This is a genomic window from Ruegeria sp. BF7 (genome assembly GCF_056538605.1).
This window is the reverse complement of record NZ_JBQFTM010000001.1, coordinates 696,580-710,926: the sequence shown is the minus strand read 5'-3', so window position 1 is coordinate 710,926 and position 14,347 is coordinate 696,580. Positions and strand designations below refer to the sequence as shown.

Genomic DNA, 14,347 nt, shown 5'->3' with positions numbered 1-14,347 from the left:
GGCCCCTCAGCGTTCGGCAAGCATTTGTCGGGCGACAATGACCCGCATGATTTCATTCGTGCCTTCCAGAATCTGATGCACGCGGAGATCGCGGACCAGTTTCTCGATCCCATAATCCGCCAGATAACCGTAGCCACCATGCAATTGCAGGCACTGGTCCACAACCTTTGACCCGGTCTCGGTCACGAATTTCTTGGCCATGGCGCAGAACTTGGTCGCATCCGGCGCGCCCTGATCCAGTTTCCACGCGGCCTGCCGCAGGAAGGTTCGTGCGGCCTGAAGTTCGATCTCCATATCGGCCAGCCGGAACTGCAACGCCTGGAACTGGTCGATGGATTGGCCAAAGGCCTTGCGTTCCGACATGTATTGCAAGGTCATGTTCAGCCCGGCCTGCGCGGCCCCCAACGAGCAGGAGGCGATGTTCAACCGCCCGCCATCCAGACCCATCATCGCGTATTTGAAGCCGTCGCCCTCGGTTCCCACAAGGTTGCCCGCCGGGATTTTGCAATCATCGAACTGCACCTGCGCCGTCGGTTGGCTTTTCCAACCCATCTTCTGTTCAAGTGCCCCAAAACTGAGGCCGGGTGTGCCGTCCTCGACATAAACAGTCGAGATGCCCTTGGGGCCATCCTGCCCGGTGCGTACCATGCAAACATAGGCGTCGGAATAGCCGCCGCCCGAGATAAAGGCCTTGGTGCCGTTCAGCGTGTAGCCTTCATTGGTGCGGTCTGCGCGCGTTTTCAGCGCGGCGGCGTCCGAGCCTGATCCGGGTTCGGTCAGGCAGTAACTGAGGACGGTATTCAGGCTCAGCACGTCGGGCATGATGCGGGATTTCAGATCGTCGCTGGCGAAATTGTCCAACATCTTGGCGCACATGTTGTGGATCGACAGGAACGCCGCGACCGAGGGGCAGGCCATCGAAAGGGCCTCGAACACCAGCGTTGCATCCAGACGGGTCAGGCCAGACCCGCCGCTGTCTTCCGAAACATAGAGCCCGCCGAACCCCAACTCGCCGATCTGAGGCCAGAGTTCCTTGGGGATGGTCCCGTCGGCCTCCCACTGACGGGCGTTGGGTGCGATGTTGTCCTGCCCGAAATCATAGGCCATATCGAAGATCGCGGTCTGCTCTTCTGTCAGTGCAAAATCCAAGGCTTGCCTCCCACGTTGCCGAATGAATTGAACGAGTGTTTATTTCTGAATTCTTACAGAAATTTTGCACGGTCAGCAATCACCGGTATGAGGCATTCCGGGGTATCAAAGGTCCAGGTGGTATTCTTCGATCAGATGTCGGACAACAGCCTTGCCGGGGTCGTCACCCTTTGCCACGGCCTCGGCATAGACGCGGCGTTGTCGCGTAGCAGAGGTACCCGTTTGCGCGATCTGCTGCAGGCGGGCCAATTCTGTCATGGTGCCTAGTGCCTCGGCATCTTCGGCCAGCAGGCCCATCAGTTCGCCCATCAGCTCGGGCATCGGTTTGATTGAACGATCCCCAAAATCGATCAACCCTTCGCCGACACCGTAACGCTGCGCGCGCCAGCGGTTTTCGCCAATCAGAAACTGGTCGTAATGCCGCCAGCGAAGGTTCCGGTCTTTCAGACGACACAACATGCGGGTCAGGGCCTGTACCAGAGCGGCTAGCGACAGCGTGTGTTCCAGCCTCGGCTGCACATCCATGATCCGGGTTTCCAGCGTCGGAAACCGGTGTGAGGGGCGCAGGTCCCACCAAATCTTCGTCGTGTCCTCGATCACCCCCAGTTCGACCAGAATGCCTGTGGTGCGTTCGTAATCCGACCAACTGGCCAGAACCGGAGGTAGCCCGGTGCGTGGCAGATTGTCAAAGACGGTCAGGCGATAGGAAGACAGGCCCGTATCCTCTCCGTTCCAATAGGGCGAGGATGTCGAAAGCGCCAGCAGGTGCGGCAGGAAATACGAAAGCTGTGGCATCAGGTCGGCGCGCAGGGCCGGGTCCTCGACCCCGACGTGAACATGCATGCCGCAGATCAGCATGCGCCGCGCGACGCCGCCCAAGGCGTGCTGCAGCGCGTCATAGCGATCCTTGCGGGTGTGGTGCTGTTTCTTCCAATCGGCGAACGGGTGGCAGGACACCGCAATTGGGGCGAGGTTATATTCAGCGGCGCGTTCGGCCACACAGGAGCGCAGGCGTTTCAAATCCTCTCGGGCGGACTTGACCGTTGTGTGGGGCCGGGTGCCGACCTCGATCTGGCATTGCAGAAATTCGGGGCTGACCTGTCCTTCGAAATCCGACTGGCAGGCCTCCATCAAGGCGGCGGGGGCTTCGGCGAGTTCAAGGCTGTCGCGATCGACCAGCAAATATTCCTCTTCGATGCCCAGCGTGTATTCTTGCTGCATGGCGGCCCTCGTTTAACTATTCCGACCAGTGAATACGGAAATTCCTGTTTTGCCAAGCGTTTGACGCAGCCCTTCTTGCAGAGGCCCGTCAAGCGGCGGTAATGAACAAGCGAGTCGAAAGTGGAGCCGCCCGTGAAACCCAGAAAATTCCCCAAGATCAACGAAGCCCTGGATGAACTGGGTGTGAAGCTGATCGACAAGGCCGCTGAAAACGACGAGCGCGCCCGGCTAGAGGCGTTCGAACGGGCAGGGGGATTGACCCGCCCGGCCTATGCTTTGTCGCCGGGAATGGAAGGGTTCGATATCGGCCAACTGGTTGCTGAATACAGCCAACATGCCGATGCGCTGGACGCCCTGAAGGACCCGGCACGCAATCAGACCAGCTATCGGATCGGCAACGGTTACTACGACAGCCCTGATGCCGACGCGCTGTACCTGATGATCCGACGGTTTGCGCCGAAGCAGGTGATCGAGGTCGGCTGTGGCAACTCGACCCGCGTAACCCGTCAGGCAATCATTGACGGTGGGCTGGACACGCGGATCACTGCAATTGATCCATACCCGCGGGCAGATATCGCGCATGTTGTGGACCACTTCGAACAGAAACGGCTCGAGGAAGTTGATCCGGCGCTGTTCGATCAGCTTGAGGCGGGCGATGTTCTGTTCATCGATTCCAGTCATGTGGTTCGGATGAGCAACGACGTAGCGCATTTGTTCTGCCGGATCATTCCGTCGCTGAAACCGGGCGTGGTGATCCATGTCCACGATGTTTTTCTGCCCTATGAATACCCTAAGCGTTTCTTCTACGACTGCCCGGGTTGGGGTGAGCAGTACGTGCTTCACGCCTTGCTGCAATCCGGCGCGTTTTCAATGCTTTGGCCCGGGTACTACTTGCAAAGGGACCGCCCTGATGCGGTTGAGGCGTTGCCATTTCTGAAAGAAGGACGGGCGCAAAGTATCTGGGTGCAAATCAAGGAAAAGTGATCCGGGCAGGCTGAGGCTCCGTACCCCTTTCCATAACAAGCTGGAGAGGAGAGAACAGCCATGTTTCGCCGCACATTCATGGGCGCCGCCGCCGCACTTGCACTTGCCCTGCCTGTAAAAGCGCAGGCCGCTGATATCGTGGACACCGCCGTTTCGGCCGGATCGTTCAACACGCTGGTTGCAGCTGTACAGGCCGCGGGTCTGGTCGACACGCTGAAAGGCGATGGTCCCTTCACCGTATTTGCGCCGACCGACGAAGCCTTTGCCGCGTTGCCCGAAGGTACGGTGGAAACCCTGTTGCTGCCGGAAAACAAGGATCAGCTGGTCGAAATCCTGACCTATCACGTGGTGCCGGCCAAGGTGATGTCGGGTGACATCGCAGGAAAGCGTGCCAAGGTTCTGACCGTACAGGGGGATCGTCTGAGCGTGAATGCAAGGAACGGTGTTAAGGTCAATGACGCCGAAGTGGTGCAGGCCGATATCGAAGCCAGCAACGGTGTGATTCACGTAATCGACGCAGTAATCCTGCCGGAATAACACCGTCCAGAATAGAAAAAAGCCCCGGTCTGACGGCCGGGGCTTTGTGCGTCAAACCAGTCTGACCTGAGTTCCGATCTGGACCAGAGGATACAGTTCCTCGACATGCTGATTGTAGAGACCAATACAGCCGGACGAACTTTGACGACCGATTTTGCGCGTATCATGGGTGCCGTGCACCAGATAAGCCGGCCAGTCCAGATACATGGCACGGGTGCCTAGTGGGTTGCCAGGATCGCCGCCTTCCATTCGAACAGGCAAAGAAGGATCACGCTCCCGCATAGATGCGGTAGGAGTCCAGCTTGGGAATTCGGTTTTGCGCACGATCTTGGTGTACCCGCGCTTGGTCAGTTCCTCGCTCATCGGAACTGAACTCGGGTACAGTTTATATGCCCCGTCCGGGCCCCAATAGTGCACTGCGCGGCTGGTGATATCGGCCAGCAGACAGCCAACTCCCAGTTCGTCGAAATGATCCTGCCAGTTCTGTTGAGAAAAGGAAGACACGTTGCGTCGCACCGGAAGTTGCGTGCTGATGGCATCTTCATCGGTTGGGAAAGCGTCGCTGCTTTGCGCACGCACGATAGCTGGCGTCGCCAGAAGCGACGCTGCGCCCAACAATGCGGTGCGGCGGTTCATGCGGGTATTTGACAAATTGGCCTCCGGTTCAGGAACTGCTCGAGCAATAATTTGCCGTAAAGTATTGACCCTTGCTCCCGTTTTCTAGGGCGCTTGCTCTGAATTTATCGTGAAATCGAGAGTTTTGGCGGTGCTTCGCCGAAAAAACCCGACCTGTAAAAGGCCGGGTTCGGGATATTCGCGGTTCAGCAGTGGATCAGTCCATTGCCTTAAAGTTGAACTCGCCACCTTCCTTGATGCCCGAGGGCCAGCGTGCGGTGACGGTTTTGGTGCGGGTGTAGAACTTGAAGCTGTCCGGACCGTGCTGGTTCAGGTCGCCGAACATCGATTTCTTCCAGCCGCCAAAGGTGTGGTAGGCCAGCGGAACCGGGATTGGAACGTTGATACCGACCATGCCGATGTTGATCCGGCTGGCAAAGTCGCGCGCGGTGTCACCGTCGCGGGTAAAGATCGCGGTACCGTTGCCATATTCATGATCCATGGCCAGGCCAATCGCCTCTTCGTACGAACCAGCGCGCACAGTCGACAGAACCGGACCGAATATTTCCTGCTTGTAGATGTCCATGTCGGGCGTGACATGGTCGAACAGGTGCGGACCGACAAAGAAACCGTCCTCATAACCCTGCAGGCTGAAATCGCGATTGTCGACAACCAGCTTCGCGCCTTGCTCGACGCCCGAGTTGATCAGACCGAGGATACGCTCTTTCGCGGCGGCGGTCACAACCGGACCCATGTCCACGTCGTCACCTGCGGTGTAGGGGCCAACCTTCAGTTTCTCGATGCGCGGGATTAGCTTGTCGATCAGCGCGTCAGCGGTCTCTTCACCAACCGGCACAGCGACCGAAACGGCCATGCAGCGTTCACCCGCCGCGCCAAAACCTGCTCCGACCAGAGCGTCAGCCGCCTGATCCAGATCCGCGTCGGGCATGACGATCATGTGGTTTTTGGCGCCACCGAAACACTGAGCGCGTTTGCCATTGGCGGTTGCGCGGCTGTAGATGTACTGCGCGATTGGGGTCGAACCCACAAAGCTGACGCCCTGGATGATCTCGCTGTCGAGGATGGTGTCCACGGCCTCTTTGTCGCCGTTCACAACCTGGAAGACGCCCTTGGGCAGACCGGCTTCAACGAACAGTTCGGCCAGCATCAGCGGAACAGAGGGGTCACGCTCGGACGGTTTCAGAACCACGGCGTTGCCGCAGGCCAAAGCCGGACCGACGTGCCACAGTGGCATCATCGCCGGAAAGTTGAACGGCATGATCGAGCCGACCACACCCAGAGGCTGACGCATCGAATACATGTCGATGCCGGGGCCTGCGCTGTCGGTGAATTCACCCTTCAGCATCTGGGGTGCACCGATGCAATACTCGATCACTTCCAGACCACGCTGCAGATCGCCTTTGGCGTCGGGGATAGTTTTACCGTGCTCGCGGCTCAGCGCCTCGGCCAGCTTGTCCATGTCGCGGTTCATCAAGCCAACCATGGCCATCATCACACGCGCACGCTTCTGTGGATTGGTTGCGCCCCATTGAGGCTGTGCTGCGGCGGCGGCCTCGATAGCGGCGGTGGTCTCTGCAACACTGGCCATCGGACAGCGGTACTGAACCTCGCCGGTTGCCGGGTTGAAAATGTCGTCGAAACGACCAGAGGTTCCGGCGGTCATCTCGCCATTCAGAAAGTGGGTCAGATCTTGCATCGATAGCTCCTCCGATAGACTTGAGCGCACAATAGGCTTGCAGAAATTCCGTGAACAGAGGCAATATCTCAAAAGAGCTTTGCAAAAATGCAAAAGGTGACAGATGAACCCAAACTGGGATGATATGCGGGTTTTCCTTGCCGTCGCGCGCGAGGAAAGCTTGTCTTCCGCCGGGCGCATCCTGAAGATAGACCCGGCCACGGTCGGACGGCGCATTGCCCGGCTTGAGGCGACTCTGGACGCAACATTGTTCACAAAGTCCCAACAGGGATATGTGCTGACAGCGACGGGGGAACGTCTGCTGGATCACGGTCTGCAAGCCGAAGAAGCGATGCGTGCGGCGGCGGGTGCCGTGGTGGGCTCGACCAAGTCGCTCAGTGGTCAAATCCGGATCGGCGCGCCTGACGGTAGCGCGAATTACCTGTTGCCGCAGGTCTGTGCGAAAATCAGCGATGCCAATCCCGATCTGGACATTCAGATTCTGGCCTTGCCGCGGATCATCAACCTGTCCCGGCGCGAGGCGGATATGGCCGTGACCGTCAGTGCGCCAACCGCAGGAAAGCTGCTGGTCAAAAGGGTCAGCGATTACAAGCTGCATTTGGTGGCGACGCAGGATTACTTGGACCGCCACGATCCCATCTACAACGTCGCCGATCTGATGGGGCACCGGTTGATTGGGTATATCCCGGACATGATCTTCGACCGCGAATTGGACTATCTCAATGATATCGGCATTGACCGTGTCGCGCTTGCATCGAATTCCGTCTCGGTTCAGTTGCGTCAGGTAACGCTGGGCACTGGGGTGTGCGTGGCCCATGACTTCACTTTGCCGTTTCACCGAAACCTAAAGAAAATCTTGACGGATCAAGTGAGTTTAACCCGAAGTTTTTATCTTGTCCGGCATCAGGGGGATCAGCGCAATGAACGGTTGAACCGATTTGCCGACGCTCTGACACAGGGCATCCGTGACGAAATTGCGCGGCTTGAAGCCGATGCTGATGCTTGACAGGTCGACCCAATCGCGCAACGCTTTGGAATAAGATTATTATTTCGGAGGTGTTCTTCATGCTCGTACAGGCCATTCTGACATCTAAGTCTACAGAAGGCGTGGTGACGGTCGAACCTTCGGCGACAGTCTCAGAAGCTTCGAAGATTCTAGCAGAAAAACGTATCGGTACCGTTATCGTGTCGGAGGACGGTGGGCAAACGGCATCGGGCATCCTGTCCGAACGTGATATCGTTCGCGAATTGGCCGCAAGTGGTAGCGGATGTCTGAACCAGCCGGTCAGCGCCTACATGACGCAAGACCTGATCACGACGACGCGGCAGGCAACAGTTCAGGATATCATGGCCCGCATGACCGAAGGCCGCTTTCGCCATATGCCCGTGGTTGAAGACGGCAAGCTGGTTGGAATTGTAACGCTTGGCGACGTGGTCAAGGCACAACTGGCGGAATTGGCGATGGAAAAAGATGCGTTGCAGGGCATGATTATGGGCCATTGACGGCCCGGACCACCGAACTGATAGCTTGCACCTGCATCAAGTTTATGTTTGCTTGCGCAGAAATTTTATTGCGCAGGAGGGCGTGATGCGGGTGGGATTATATCCTGGAACCTTTGACCCGATCACTTTGGGCCATATCGATATTATTCGCCGCGCCTCGGCACTAGTGGATAAGCTGGTGATCGGAGTCGCCATCAACCGCGACAAGGGGCCGATGTTTGCTCTGGAAGAGCGCGTTGCCATGATTGAGGCGGAGTGCGCGTTTCTGTCCGAACAGACCGGGACCGAGATTGTTGCCCATCCCTTCGAAAACCTGCTGATCGATTGTGCCCGTGATGTCGGTGCGCAGATCATCGTGCGCGGTCTGCGGGCCGTGGCGGATTTCGAGTATGAGTTTCAGATGGTTGGCATGAACCGTGTGCTGGATAACTCGATCGAAACCGTGTTCCTGATGGCTGAAGCCCGGCATCAGGCGATTGCCTCGAAACTGGTGAAAGAGATTGCGCGGCTGAACGGGGACGTGTCGAAATTCGTCACGCCCCAGGTCAATGACGCGCTGCGAGAAAAGCTAGGCTAGGGCACCCATCGCGGCGGCCGTGTCCAGCATCCGGTTCGAGAAACCCCATTCGTTGTCGTACCACGCCAGCACGCGCACCAGCGTGCCGTCGGTGACTTTGGTTTCTGCCAAGGATACGGTCGAACTGTGGGCATCGTGGTTGAAGTCCACTGATACCAGCGGGCGGTTTTCCGCGGCCAGAACGCCGGGGATTTTGGCAGCGGCTTCAACAAACAGCGCGTTGACCTCGTCTTCGGTGGTGGGGCGCGAAACCTCGGCCACCAGATCCACAACCGATACGTTGGGGGTAGGGACGCGGATCGCCTGACCGGTCAATTTTCCTGCCAGTTGCGGCAGAACCAGACCCACGGCTGCAGCGGCACCTGTTGTGGTCGGGATCATCGACAAAGCTGCAGCCCGCGACAAGTAGGGGTCCTTGCCCGCAGTATCGTGAACCGGTTGGCTTGCAGTATAGGCGTGAACGGTGGTCATGTTGCCGTGCACGATGCCCAGCCCTGCATCCAGTGCGGCGGCAACGGGGGACAGGCAGTTCGTGGTGCAGGAAGCGTTCGAAACCACGGTGTCTTCGGCTGCCAGTTCGTGTTCGTTCACACCGAACACGACCGTTTTGACTGCTCCATCTCCGCGAGCGGGAGCCGAGATCAGAACTTTTTTCGAGCCGTTTTTTAGGTGACGTTCGGCGGCCTCGCGCGTGCGGAACACGCCAGTGCATTCCAGAACCACGTCGACATCCGACCAGTTCAGCGCCTCGGGGTCGCGCTCGCTGGTTAGGCGGATGGGGCCGGCGCCAACGTCCAGGCCCGCTTCGGACAATGTGACCGTGTTGGGATAGCGGCCATGCACGCTGTCAAATTCGAACAGATGTGCGTTCATTTCCGGCTTAGCCAAGTCGTTGATCGCGACGATTTCCACGTCTGTGCGCCCCGTCTCCATCACCGCGCGCAGCACGCCGCGTCCGATCCGTCCGAATCCGTTGATTGCCAGCTTGAGTGTCATTTTCTGCTCCGTCCGAATGTCGGCTAAATATGGTTAGCGCTAACATCGTCAGATAAACGGAAATGTCAAGAAAAACCTCTGTCAGCGCCAGATGGCGACCCAGTCCAGAAAGGCGTACAGCTTTTTTCCGAGGAAGATCAAATGCTCGGGGCCAAAGAATGCGTAGTCGATAATGATCGCACCGAGGATCAAGAGGCCGAGCCAGATAGCGATTTGGTTGGTCATTGCGGCCCCGAACGAAAATGCCCGCCCAGATAACCTGAGCGGGCAAAAAGGTTCAAGATTTCAAACCGGTCTTAGTTAAGGCGGCCCATCGCAACGGCGACGTCAGCCATACGGACCGAGAAGCCCCATTCGTTGTCATACCAAGCCAAAACGCGAACCAGTCGGCCATCGACAACGCGAGTCTGATCTGGTGCGAAGATGGAGCTTTCCTCGGTGTGGTTGAAATCGGTCGAGACCAGCGGAGCGGGTTCATAGCCCAGAACACGCTGCATCGGGCCTTGTGCGGCTTCGCGGGCAATTTCGTTGACTTCCTCAACGGTGACTTCGCGCGAGGCGCGGAAAGTCAGGTCCACGGCCGAGACGTTCGGGGTGGGTACGCGGATGGCGGAACCGTCCAGGCGACCTTTCAGGTTCGGCAGAACCTCACCCAGAGCCTTAGCGGCACCAGTCGAGGTCGGGATCATCGACATAGCTGCAGCGCGAGCGCGGTACAGGTCGCTGTGACGACGGTCCAAAGTAGGCTGGTCGCCGGTATAGGCGTGGATCGTGGTCATGATACCGTTTTCGATTCCGACACCTTCGTCCAGCACCTTGGCAAGCGGAGCAAGGCAGTTCGTGGTGCAGGATCCGTTCGAGACCATATTATCATTTGCAGTCAAAGTGTTGTGGTTCACTCCGAACACGATGGTCTTGTCGACATTCTTGCCCGGAGCGGACAGTAGAACTTTGCCAGCGCCACGTTCAAGGTGCGTTTTCGCCTTGGTGCCGTCATTGAACTTACCGGTGCATTCCAGAACGACGTCGCAACCTTCCCAGTCCAGCTCGTTCATGTCGTAAGTCGAGAACATTTCCATCGGGCCGCGTCCCAGATCCATGGTGTTGCCATTGATGGCGATGTCGCGGGGAAAACGGCCATGAATGCTGTCATACTTCAATAGATGCGCGCTTGTTTCCAACGGGCCGGTCGCATTGACCTTGATCACTTCGATGTCGTTACGGCCTGACGCGGCGATGTGCGACAGGGTGCAGCGGCCGATGCGGCCAAAACCATTAATACCGACCTTTATGGTCATGTGACGTCTCCAAATGCGCTTGCGTTGCAGGCCATATAGCGGCGATTTCTGAATCTCAAAAGAGTAAAAGCGGCATAATTTTAAGGTGTTAGCGCAAACCTCACGAGATTGCGCTAACGCTTGCGCTAGCTGAGGGATCGGGTAGGGTCCGTTTGCGGCAGGAGACAGGAAAGGATGCGCGATGAGCGGTCTGTTGGCCCTTTTGGATGATGTGGCGGGGATCGCCAAGGTCGCGGCGTCCTCGGTGGATGACGTCGTTGCGGCGGCGGGCAAGGCCGGGGCCAAGACGGCGGGAGTGATCATTGACGATGCGGCGGTTACTCCGAAATACGTTCAGGGCTTTGCACCGGCGCGTGAGTTGCCGATCATCTGGCGCATTGCGCGGGGCTCGGTATTCAACAAGATCGTGCTGTTGTTGCCGGTGGCGCTGTTGCTGGCCAATTTCGCGCCGTGGCTGATCACGCCTTTGCTTATGTTGGGCGGGTCGTATTTGTGTTTCGAAGGGGCCGAGAAGATTTTCCATGTCCTGTTCCCCCATGGAAGCCATGCCATCGACGAAGACATGAACGTGCGCGACCCCGGACATCTGGAGGAACAGAAGGTCAGGGGGGCCATCAAAACAGATTTTATCCTGTCGGCTGAGATCATGACCATTGCATTGGCGGCCATTGAAGCTCCGAATCTGTGGATGCAGGCAGCGACGCTGGCGGTTGTGGGGATTGGTGTGACAATTGCGGTTTATGGATCGGTCGCGCTGATCGTGAAGATGGACGACGTAGGCCTGTACCTGGCGCAGAACGCGCCGACGCCTATTGGGCGGGGATTGGGGCGCGGTCTGGTCAAAGCGATGCCGGGCGTGATGAAAACTCTGTCGATTGTCGGAACTGCTGCAATGCTGTGGGTCGGCGGATCAATTGTCATTCACGGGATGGAAGTTCTGGGCTTTGGCTGGCTCGGCCATCACATCCACGACTGGGCCTATGCGATTGGGCATTCGGTATCGGAACAGTGGGTGGGCGCTGTGGAATGGATTTCCAAAGCTGCGATGGACGGCGTGTTTGGTCTGGCCTGGGGGTTTGTTTTGATCCCGGTTGCAACCAAGGTCATGGGGCCGTTGTTCAACAGGAAAGCTGACCACTAAGATGCAGCATTTCCGCTTAGAAACCTTAATAGATGGGCCTATCATCCGAGAAATTGGATCACGCGGGTCCTCTCGGAGCGGTGCATCTTCGCTTCTCTCTGCACTGAGCATTGCCGCCGACGAAGTGCCGTTTGATGAAGAAGAACTCTACGGATTCTTACATTTTCGTATTGATACCGCACTTAAGGCACAGAAGCGTAGTCATTGGTCGGGCGGACGAGTTTACAACACTTTGACCGGGCAATCGGCAACTTACGTTCCCCTTTCAGGTACACATCTTCGCCAAGCGTTGTCTTGTATCGGCTTGCAACCACCCAAGAAAGTGGTGGTGCAAGGACGGTATGAGTTGCGATTGGATTACGCTCTGAAAGCCTATGACGCGCTCAAACTGAAGGTTAAGACTGGATCCAAATGAAAAGGGCGGCCAAAGCCGCCCTTTGCTCTATTCTTCGTGATTGGCTTACAGGCCCAGCAGTTCCTTGACTTTGGCAACCGTTGCCTCTGCGGTGATGCCGAAGTGCTTGTAAAGTTCACCCGCCGGAGCAGACGCGCCAAAGCCCGACATGCCGATGAAACCGGCCTTGGCTTCGCGGCCACGCTCGCCCAGCAGCCAGCGGTCCCAGCCACCGGCGCGAACTGCGGCCTCGATACCGACGCGCACGGCACCTGCGGGCAGAACGCGCTTGCGGTAGGATTCGTCCTGCTCGGCGAACAGTTCCATGCAGGGCATGGAGACAACGCGGGTGCCAATGCCTTCGGCCTCGAGCATGGCCTTGGCTTTCATCGCCAGCGAAACTTCCGAACCGGTCGCAATCAGGATGGCCTGACGCTTGCCTTCGGCTTCGGCCAGAACGTAAGCGCCTTGTGCAACTAGGTTCTTGGCTTTGTGCTGGGTCCGTACGGTAGGCACGCCCTGACGGGTCAGCGACAGGACCGAGGGGCTGTCCTTGAAGGTCAGCGCCAGCTCCCAGGCTTCGGCGGTCTCAACCGTGTCGGCAGGGCGGAACACATAGGTGTTCGGCGTTGCGCGCGAGATGGCCAGATGCTCGACCGGCTGGTGCGTCGGGCCGTCTTCGCCCAGACCGATCGAGTCGTGGGTCATCACGAAGACCGACGGTATTTTCATCAGCGCTGCCAGTCGCATGGACGGACGGGCATAGTCGGTGAAGGCCATGAACGTACCGCCATAGGGGCGGATGCCGCCATGCAGCGCCATGCCGTTCATCGCGGCGGCCATGCCGTGTTCACGAATACCGTAGTGGATGTAACGGCCCTTGCGGTTTTCCGGCAGGAACACGCCCATATCGGCTGATTTGGTGTTGTTCGACCCGGTCAGGTCAGCCGAGCCGCCGACGGTCTCGGTCATGATCGGGTTCACGACGTTCAGAACCTTTTCAGACGAGGCGCGGGTGGCCAGTTTCGGCTGGTCTTCCGACATCTGTTTCTTGAACGCACGAATGGCACCGGCCAGTTTCTTCGGCGCTTCGAACGCGTAGGCGCGGTTGAACTCGGCCTGCTTGCGATCGGACAACTGCGCGAAACGCTCTTCCCACGCGGCGCGCTCAGCGACACCGCGGGTGCCGATGGCCTCCCACGCGGATTTCACGTTGGCCGGGACTTCGAACGCGTCATGCGGCCAGCCATAACCGTCTTTGGCTGCTTTCAGCTGTTCCTGATCCGTCAAAGCGCCGTGGCCTTTGGACGTATCCTGCGCCGCGTGACCCAGAGCAATGTGACTTTCACAGGCGATCATGGTCGGCTTGTTCGACTTTTTCGCCTGAACAATGGCCGCGTCGATGGCTTTGGGATCATGGCCGTCGATTTCGATCACATGCCAGCCCGAGGCCGCGAAACGGCGCACCTGATCAGTGCGGTCGGCCATATCGACAGTGCCGTCAATGGTGATGTTGTTGTTATCCCAGAAGACGATCAGCTTGCTCAACTCGTGACGACCGGCCAGCGTGATTGCTTCTTGGCTGACGCCCTCCATCAGGCAACCGTCGCCCGCAATCACATAGGTATAGTGATCAACGACCTTCTTGCCGTAATGCGCGCGCTGGATTTCTTCGGCCATGGCAAAGCCCACAGCGTTTGAGATGCCCTGACCCAGCGGACCGGTTGTGGTTTCGATCCCATCAACCAGGAAATTTTCCGGGTGGCCTGCGGTTTTCGCGCCCAGCTGGCGGAAGTTCTTGATCTCGTCCAGCGTGACGTCAGCATGACCCGTGAGATAGAGCAGCGAATAGATTAGCATCGAGCCATGACCCGCCGAAAGGATGAATCGGTCGCGATCAGGCCAGTTCGGGGCCGAGGCATCGAATTTCAGGTGCTTTTCGAACAGCACGGTCGCAACGTCGGCCATGCCCATTGGCATGCCGGAATGGCCGGAATTGGCGGCGGCGACGGCGTCAAGGGTCAGGGTGCGGATGGCCGCAGCTTTGTCCCAGTGTTCAGGATTGGCATTGCGCAGCGCAGTCAGGTCCACGGGCATTGTTCCTTTGGATTACAGGCAGATGGGCGCTCAATACCATCCGCCCCCCAAAGTGCAAGCAGAACTGGGCAATCTGGCCGAGGTGTGGTTCAAGAAAGTGGCCCAAGTTGTTGAAAGC

General features: G+C 58.1%; 15 protein-coding genes. 7 read left to right on the top strand and 8 right to left on the bottom strand.

The features are described 5' to 3' along the window. Positions 1 to 6 precede the first annotated feature (6 nt). On the bottom strand, positions 7 to 1,149 hold the full coding sequence (locus ACR0IK_RS03600; RefSeq protein ID WP_480590773.1) for an acyl-CoA dehydrogenase family protein: 1,143 nt from the start codon (positions 1,147 to 1,149) through the stop codon (positions 7 to 9). 105 nt (positions 1,150 to 1,254) lie between these two features. Then, positions 1,255 to 2,370, bottom strand: coding sequence for a carboxylate-amine ligase (locus ACR0IK_RS03595; protein WP_480590774.1), 1,116 nt, complete (start codon positions 2,368 to 2,370; stop codon positions 1,255 to 1,257). A 132-nt stretch (positions 2,371 to 2,502) separates the two neighbouring features. Between ACR0IK_RS03595 and ACR0IK_RS03590 the strand changes: the two genes are divergently transcribed. Both ACR0IK_RS03590 and ACR0IK_RS03585 read left to right on the top strand, forming a co-directional pair. Then, positions 2,503 to 3,354 carry a class I SAM-dependent methyltransferase gene (locus tag ACR0IK_RS03590; protein ID WP_480590776.1) on the top strand — a complete coding sequence of 284 codons (852 nt, stop codon included), beginning with the start codon at positions 2,503 to 2,505 and terminating at the stop codon, positions 3,352 to 3,354. A gap of 60 nt (positions 3,355 to 3,414) precedes the next feature. Beyond that, a complete protein-coding gene (locus ACR0IK_RS03585) occupies positions 3,415 to 3,891 on the top strand; it encodes a fasciclin domain-containing protein (protein ID WP_480640470.1) in 477 nt (158 codons plus the stop codon). Positions 3,892 to 3,942: 51 nt separating this feature from the next. On the opposite strand, the gene ACR0IK_RS03580 is transcribed toward ACR0IK_RS03585, so the two are convergent. After that, positions 3,943 to 4,527 (bottom strand): L,D-transpeptidase, encoded by a 585-nt coding sequence (locus tag ACR0IK_RS03580; protein WP_480591087.1) that lies wholly within the window; start codon positions 4,525 to 4,527, stop codon positions 3,943 to 3,945. A 196-nt stretch (positions 4,528 to 4,723) separates the two neighbouring features. Next, positions 4,724 to 6,223 carry a CoA-acylating methylmalonate-semialdehyde dehydrogenase gene (locus ACR0IK_RS03575; RefSeq protein WP_480640469.1) on the bottom strand — a complete coding sequence of 500 codons (1,500 nt, stop codon included), beginning with the start codon at positions 6,221 to 6,223 and terminating at the stop codon, positions 4,724 to 4,726. A 103-nt stretch (positions 6,224 to 6,326) separates the two neighbouring features. On the opposite strand from ACR0IK_RS03575, the gene ACR0IK_RS03570 reads away from it, so the two are divergent. The 3 genes from ACR0IK_RS03570 (at position 6,327) to coaD (ending at position 8,303) form a co-directional block, all read left to right on the top strand. Next, a complete protein-coding gene (locus ACR0IK_RS03570) occupies positions 6,327 to 7,229 on the top strand; it encodes a LysR family transcriptional regulator (RefSeq protein WP_480640468.1) in 903 nt (300 codons plus the stop codon). Positions 7,230 to 7,288: 59 nt separating this feature from the next. After that, positions 7,289 to 7,726: a CBS domain-containing protein gene (locus ACR0IK_RS03565; protein ID WP_480590784.1), complete on the top strand. Its 438-nt coding sequence runs from the start codon at positions 7,289 to 7,291 to the stop codon at positions 7,724 to 7,726. Between the two features lie 85 nt (positions 7,727 to 7,811). Beyond that, a complete protein-coding gene (coaD, locus tag ACR0IK_RS03560) occupies positions 7,812 to 8,303 on the top strand; it encodes a pantetheine-phosphate adenylyltransferase (RefSeq protein WP_480590785.1) in 492 nt (163 codons plus the stop codon). On the opposite strand, the gene gap (ACR0IK_RS03555) is transcribed toward coaD, so the two are convergent. From gap (ACR0IK_RS03555) to gap (ACR0IK_RS03545), 3 genes are all read right to left on the bottom strand, one after another. Further along, positions 8,295 to 9,299, bottom strand: a complete 1,005-nt coding sequence (gene gap, locus ACR0IK_RS03555) for a type I glyceraldehyde-3-phosphate dehydrogenase (protein WP_480590787.1) — start codon at positions 9,297 to 9,299, stop codon at positions 8,295 to 8,297. The genes coaD and gap (ACR0IK_RS03555) overlap by 9 nt on opposite strands. A gap of 81 nt (positions 9,300 to 9,380) precedes the next feature. Next, complete coding sequence (locus tag ACR0IK_RS03550; protein WP_480590789.1) at positions 9,381 to 9,524, bottom strand: hypothetical protein; 144 nt, start codon at positions 9,522 to 9,524, stop codon at positions 9,381 to 9,383. A gap of 71 nt (positions 9,525 to 9,595) precedes the next feature. Continuing rightward, entirely contained in the window at positions 9,596 to 10,597 is a 1,002-nt protein-coding gene (gene gap / locus ACR0IK_RS03545) for a type I glyceraldehyde-3-phosphate dehydrogenase (RefSeq protein ID WP_480640467.1), read from the bottom strand. A gap of 181 nt (positions 10,598 to 10,778) precedes the next feature. Here gap (ACR0IK_RS03545) and ACR0IK_RS03540 point away from each other — a divergent pair, with 181 nt between their 5' ends. Together ACR0IK_RS03540 and ACR0IK_RS03535 are read left to right on the top strand one after the other, a co-directional pair. Next, the gene (locus tag ACR0IK_RS03540) at positions 10,779 to 11,738 is read left to right on the top strand and encodes a DUF808 domain-containing protein (RefSeq protein WP_480640466.1); all 960 of its coding nucleotides are present in this window, start codon (positions 10,779 to 10,781) and stop codon (positions 11,736 to 11,738) included. A 1-nt stretch (position 11,739) separates the two neighbouring features. Then, complete coding sequence (locus ACR0IK_RS03535) at positions 11,740 to 12,153, top strand: hypothetical protein (RefSeq protein ID WP_480640465.1); 414 nt, start codon at positions 11,740 to 11,742, stop codon at positions 12,151 to 12,153. A gap of 45 nt (positions 12,154 to 12,198) precedes the next feature. Here the strand turns inward: ACR0IK_RS03535 and tkt are convergent, their stop codons facing one another. Beyond that, positions 12,199 to 14,223 carry a transketolase gene (gene tkt, locus ACR0IK_RS03530; RefSeq protein ID WP_480640778.1) on the bottom strand — a complete coding sequence of 675 codons (2,025 nt, stop codon included), beginning with the start codon at positions 14,221 to 14,223 and terminating at the stop codon, positions 12,199 to 12,201. Positions 14,224 to 14,347: the final 124 nt, after the last annotated feature.